Origin of the sequence: Streptomyces sp. 150FB, assembly GCF_000818195.1 — a bacterium.
Lineage (GTDB): Bacteria > Actinomycetota > Actinomycetes > Streptomycetales > Streptomycetaceae > Streptomyces.
This window is the reverse complement of sequence record NZ_JTHL01000001.1, coordinates 644,147-648,649: the sequence shown is the minus strand read 5'-3', so window position 1 is coordinate 648,649 and position 4,503 is coordinate 644,147. Positions and strand designations below refer to the sequence as shown.

General features: G+C 71.2%; 5 protein-coding genes. 2 read left to right on the top strand and 3 right to left on the bottom strand.

Annotated features, from left to right (window positions below; all coding sequences use genetic code 11):
- Positions 1–61: 61 nt before the first annotated feature.
- Both QR77_RS02710 and QR77_RS02705 read right to left on the bottom strand, forming a co-directional pair.
- Positions 62–466 carry a hypothetical protein gene (locus QR77_RS02710; RefSeq protein ID WP_040019477.1) on the bottom strand — a complete coding sequence of 135 codons (405 nt, stop codon included), beginning with the start codon at positions 464–466 and terminating at the stop codon, positions 62–64.
- 1 nt (position 467) lies between these two features.
- On the bottom strand, positions 468–653 hold the full coding sequence (locus tag QR77_RS02705; protein WP_040019476.1) for a hypothetical protein: 186 nt from the start codon (positions 651–653) through the stop codon (positions 468–470).
- 145 nt (positions 654–798) lie between these two features.
- On the opposite strand from QR77_RS02705, the gene QR77_RS02700 reads away from it, so the two are divergent.
- Together QR77_RS02700 and QR77_RS02695 are read left to right on the top strand one after the other, a co-directional pair.
- Positions 799–1,836 carry an NUDIX domain-containing protein gene (locus QR77_RS02700; RefSeq protein WP_040019475.1) on the top strand — a complete coding sequence of 346 codons (1,038 nt, stop codon included), beginning with the start codon at positions 799–801 and terminating at the stop codon, positions 1,834–1,836.
- Positions 1,837–2,027: 191 nt separating this feature from the next.
- On the top strand, positions 2,028–2,882 hold the full coding sequence (locus QR77_RS02695) for an alpha/beta fold hydrolase (protein WP_040019474.1): 855 nt from the start codon (positions 2,028–2,030) through the stop codon (positions 2,880–2,882).
- A 131-nt stretch (positions 2,883–3,013) separates the two neighbouring features.
- Here QR77_RS02695 and QR77_RS02690 read toward each other — a convergent pair whose 3' ends face one another.
- Complete coding sequence (locus QR77_RS02690; protein WP_040019473.1) at positions 3,014–4,378, bottom strand: dipeptidase; 1,365 nt, start codon at positions 4,376–4,378, stop codon at positions 3,014–3,016.
- Between the last annotated feature and the right edge of the window lie 125 nt (positions 4,379–4,503).

Sequence of the window (4,503 nt, the reverse complement as noted above, 5' to 3'; positions counted from 1 at the left end):
GGTCGTACGTACGTCTGACGCGCCGTCTGACGCGCCCGCCGACGCCCGCCCGGCGCCCCGCCTAACGCGTCGTCTGGCAGGCGACGCGCGCGCTCCCCCGGAACTTCACACACAGCTCGGTGCCACTGCCGGTGTACGCCGGCGGCCAGGTGTGGCTCAGCGCCTTGCCCGCGCGGGTTGCCAGCACCGTGGAGACCACCCGGCCGTTCCTGCTCAGCGACACCACACGCGAGCTGAGATGCGCGGGCGGGTTCGTCCACAGGGCCGTGACGGCGTTCCTGTCGCCCTGCCCGTCGAGCCGCACACAGATCTGCGGCCCCGAGAAGTGGTGGGTGCACGCGCTGCTGTCCGCCGCCGCCGGGGGCGCGGACAGGGACAGGGCGGCCCCGCTCAGCGCGAGGGCCAGCGCGGCCCGTCGTACGCGAAGGAGCGGCGCACGCGGCGCCTCTGCCGGTGTTCCGGTCATGTCAGGCTCTCCGGGTGGCTGGTTCCTTGGCCTGCTGCGGCACGACGACCAGAAAGAAGTCCGAGTCGAGATCCATCACGACCTCGGCGGGCATTCCCTCGTCCCGCCGGGCCCGCGCGAACTCCTCCGCGGGCCAACTGCCGCGCGGTCCGCCCGCCGGAAACCTCTCCAGCACCATCCGGCGCATTACGTATCCCCTCGTCACATCAGGATCCAACGACATCCGGTACGCATGTGTTACGGCCTCACGGGGGACGTTCAGCCTTGGCCAAGGGTTTCCATGGCAGGGTGTTGCGGGCAGTCCACCTGGTGGCTACGGAAGAGGGGGAACCGTGATCATCTGGATCAACGGTGCGTTCGGAGCGGGCAAGACGAGTACCGCGCGCGAACTGATCGATCTGATCCCGAACAGCACGGTGTACGACCCCGGGCTGATCGGCGGACAACTGACCCGGCTGCTGCCGCACAAGCGGCTCGCCGAGGTCAGCGACTACCAGGACCTGTCGATCTGGCGGCGGCTGGTCGTCGACACGGCGGCGGCGCTGCTGGCCGAGGTGGGCGGGGTGCTGGTCGTCCCGATGACGCTGCTGCGCCAGGACTACCGCGACGAGATCTTCGGCGGACTCGCCTCGCGCCGGATCCCGGTCCGGCATGTTCTGCTGACCAGCGACGAAACGATCCTGCGCAGTCGGATAGCCGCCAGGGACGACCCGGACGACGACCCGGAGGGCGGCGAACGCGCCCGCCAGTGGGCCTACCAGCACATCGAGCCGTACCGCTCGGCGCTCGACTGGCTTACCGCCGACGCCCATGTCGTCGACACCACGGACCTCTCGGCGCGGGGGACCGCCGAATCCGTGGCCGAGGCGCTGCGGACGAGTACGGCCGGCCTCCGCGACATCGTGCAGACCCCCGACCCGACGGCCGAGACCGTCGCCGCCGGGGTGCTCCTCTTCGACGAGCGGGGCAGGGTGCTGCTCGTCGACCCCACCTACAAGCCCGGCTGGGAGTTCCCCGGCGGCGTCGTGGAGGCCGGGGAGGCGCCCGCACGGGCCGGGATACGCGAGGTCGCCGAGGAACTGGGCATAGAGCTCGAAGGCGTGCCGAAGCTGCTCGTCATCGACTGGGAACCGCCACGGCCCCCGGGATACGGCGGACTGCGGCTGCTGTTCGACGGCGGCCTGCTCCCGGCCCGGCTCGCCGGGCGGCTCCTGTTGCCGGGACCGGAGCTGCGCGGCTGGCGGTTCGTCTCCGAGGAGGAGGCCGCCCTGCTGCTGCCGTCCATGCGCTACGAGCGGCTGCGCTGGGCGCTGCGGGCCAAGGAGAGCGGGAACGTGCTCTACCTGGAGAACGGCGTCCCGGTCGCCTGAGAGGGCCGCTGGGCCACGCCGGACCGCCGCCGCTGTACGGATTGGCCGTGCGGACGTCGTAAGGACGCCGTACGGCCACTGTGCGGACGGCTCGCGGCCACTGTGCGGACGCCGCACGGACGCCGCCAACTCCCGTGCGGCGTCCGTACCCTTGATCTTGCTCCCAAGATCGTTCTGTTGGAGGCTGAGGCATGCGCGATGTGCCGACATTCGTCTTTGTCCACGGGGCTTTCGGGAATTCGTTCTCGTTCGCGCCGCTCCAGGCCGAGCTCGCCCTGCTCGGGCACCGCTCGGTCGCTGTCGACCTTCCGGGGCACGGATTCGAGGCGACCTTCCCCGCCGCCTACCAGGCTCCCCAGATACTCGGCGCACTCGCCGCGGAACCGGGGAGCATCAAGGGAGTCACGCTCGCCGACAATGCCGCCCGGGTGATCGAAGTCCTCGAACGGGCCAAGCGGAACGGGCCCACCGTCCTCGTCGCCCACAGCAGGGGCGGCATCACGGCCACCGCCGTCGCCAACGCCCGGCCCGAGCTGATCGACCGGATCACTTACGTCTCCGCCTGGTGCCCCGTCGATCTGGACGTGAACGACTACTACACCCAGCCGGAGATGGCGGACGTCGACGCGGGAGCCTTCGCCGGCACACTCGTCGGGAACCCGGCCGAACTCGGGCTGCTCCGCACCAACTTCCGTACCGCAGACCCGGCGGCGCTCGCCGCGTTCAAGCGAGCGTTCGCCGCCGACCTCACCGATGACGAGTTCCGGACGGTCCTGAACACCTTCCAGCCCGACGAGAACCTCGACGTCGGTACGTCCGCCGACCGGGCACAGGCCGCGACCTGGGGCCGGATTCCCAAGACCTATGTGCGCCTGGCCGCCGACGCCAGCGTTCCGCCCGCCGTGCAGGACCGCATGATTCGGGAGGCCGACGCGCTCACACCCGACAACCCCTTCGACGTCCGGACACTTGAGGGGAGTCACCTGCGCTGGCTCGTCCATCCGAGGCCCGCCGCCGAGCTGCTCGCGGACCTCGCGGGGCTCTGACACGCACCAGGCACCAGGCGAGCCAGGCACCAGGCGCGCCCGGCGGTGTAGCGGTGGGTGCGCCGAGCCGAATCGCATGGGCGGACCCGGGCCGGCGCACCACCACGCCCACAGTTATGCGGGACAGGACATCAGACCGCCTTCGAGCGCGCGTAGTTGACCAGGAAGTGCGCCTCGGCGACGGAGAGGCGCTCCAACTCCTCAGGCGAGACACTCTCGTTCACCGCGTGGATCCGCGCCTCCGGCTCGCTCAGCCCGATCAGCAGGATCTCGGCCTCCGGGTACAGCACGGCCAGCGTGTTGCACAGCGGGATCGAGCCGCCCTCCCCGGCGATCTGCATCGTCTCGCCCGGGTACGCCACGCTCATCGCCTCCGCCATGGAGGCGTAGGCGGGGCTGGAGGTGTCCGCCAGGAACGCCTCGCCCTGGCCGGTCTGCTCCACCGACACGCGCGCACCCCACGGTGTGTGCTTGTTGATGTGCGCGGTCAGCAGCGCGGCGGCCTCGGAGGAGTCCTGGCCCGGCGGCACCCGCAGGCTCACCAGCGCGCCCGCGCTCGCCTGGACGGACGGCGTGGCGCCGACCACGGGCGGCGCGTCGATGCCGAGGACGGTGACGGAAGGGCGCGCCCAGAGCCGGTCGGCCACGCCGCCGCCGCCCGTCAGAGCGACACCGTCGAGCACGCGCGCGTCCGTGCGGAAGTCCGCCTCCGGGTAGGCGAGTCCGTCCCACCGGGCGTCGGCGGCCAGTCCGTCCACCGTCGTGGAGCCGTCCTCGGCGTGCAGCGAGTCCAGGACCCGGATGAGCGCGGCGAGCGCGTCGGGCGCCGCACCGCCGAACTGGCCCGAGTGCAGATTGCCTTCGAGCGTATCGATACGGACACGGAGCAGCGCCATTCCGCGCAGCGTCGCCGTCACGGTCGGCACCCCCACCCGGAAGTTCCCCGCGTCGCCGATGACGATCGTGTCGGCGGTCAGCAGCTCCGGATGCGCCTCCGCGTACCGTTCGAGCCCGCCCGTACCCTGCTCCTCCGAGCCCTCGGCGATCACCTTGACGGTCACCGGCACCCCGCCGTTCGCCTTCAGGGCGCGCAGCGCGAGCAGATGCATGATCAGCCCGCCCTTGCAGTCGGCGGCGCCGCGCCCGTACCAGCGCCCGTCGCGCTCGGTCAGTTCGAACGGCGGCGACAGCCAGGCGTCCTCGTCCAGCGGCGGCTGTACGTCGTAGTGCGCGTAGAGCAGTACGGTCGGCGCGCCCTCGGGGCCGGGCAGCAGGCCGTAGACCGACTGGGTGCCGTCGGGGGTGTCGAGGACGGCGACGTCGGTGAATCCTTCGGTGCGCAGCGCGTCCGCCACCCAGGCGGCGGCGGCCTCGCACTCGCTCTTCGGGAACTGCGCCGTGTCCGCGACGGACCGGAAGGCCACCAGCTCCGACAGCTCCACCTGAGCGCGCGGCATCAGGGAAGCGACGGTCTCTGCTATCGGGTTCGCGGTCATGGGCACGCTCCTGGTGGGTACGACGTTAAGCAGACGGGTTGTTTTCCTCTAGTCCCTGTCCGGCGGATCTTCGCGGGCCCGGAACGCTTGGTACGGCACCTCGCTGCGTTGTCGGATTCGTCCAA

Bases quoted from the DNA above. Each gene is read 5' to 3' on its own strand.
- QR77_RS02710 (WP_040019477.1), bottom strand. From the start codon at position 466: ATGACCGGAACACCGGCAGAGGCGCCGCGTGCGCCGCTCCTTCGCGTA.
- QR77_RS02705 (WP_040019476.1), bottom strand. From the start codon at position 653: ATGCGCCGGATGGTGCTGGAGAGGTTTCCGGCGGGCGGACCGCGCGGC.
- QR77_RS02695 (WP_040019474.1), top strand. From the start codon at position 2,028: ATGCGCGATGTGCCGACATTCGTCTTTGTCCACGGGGCTTTCGGGAAT.
- QR77_RS02690 (WP_040019473.1), bottom strand. From the start codon at position 4,378: ATGACCGCGAACCCGATAGCAGAGACCGTCGCTTCCCTGATGCCGCGC.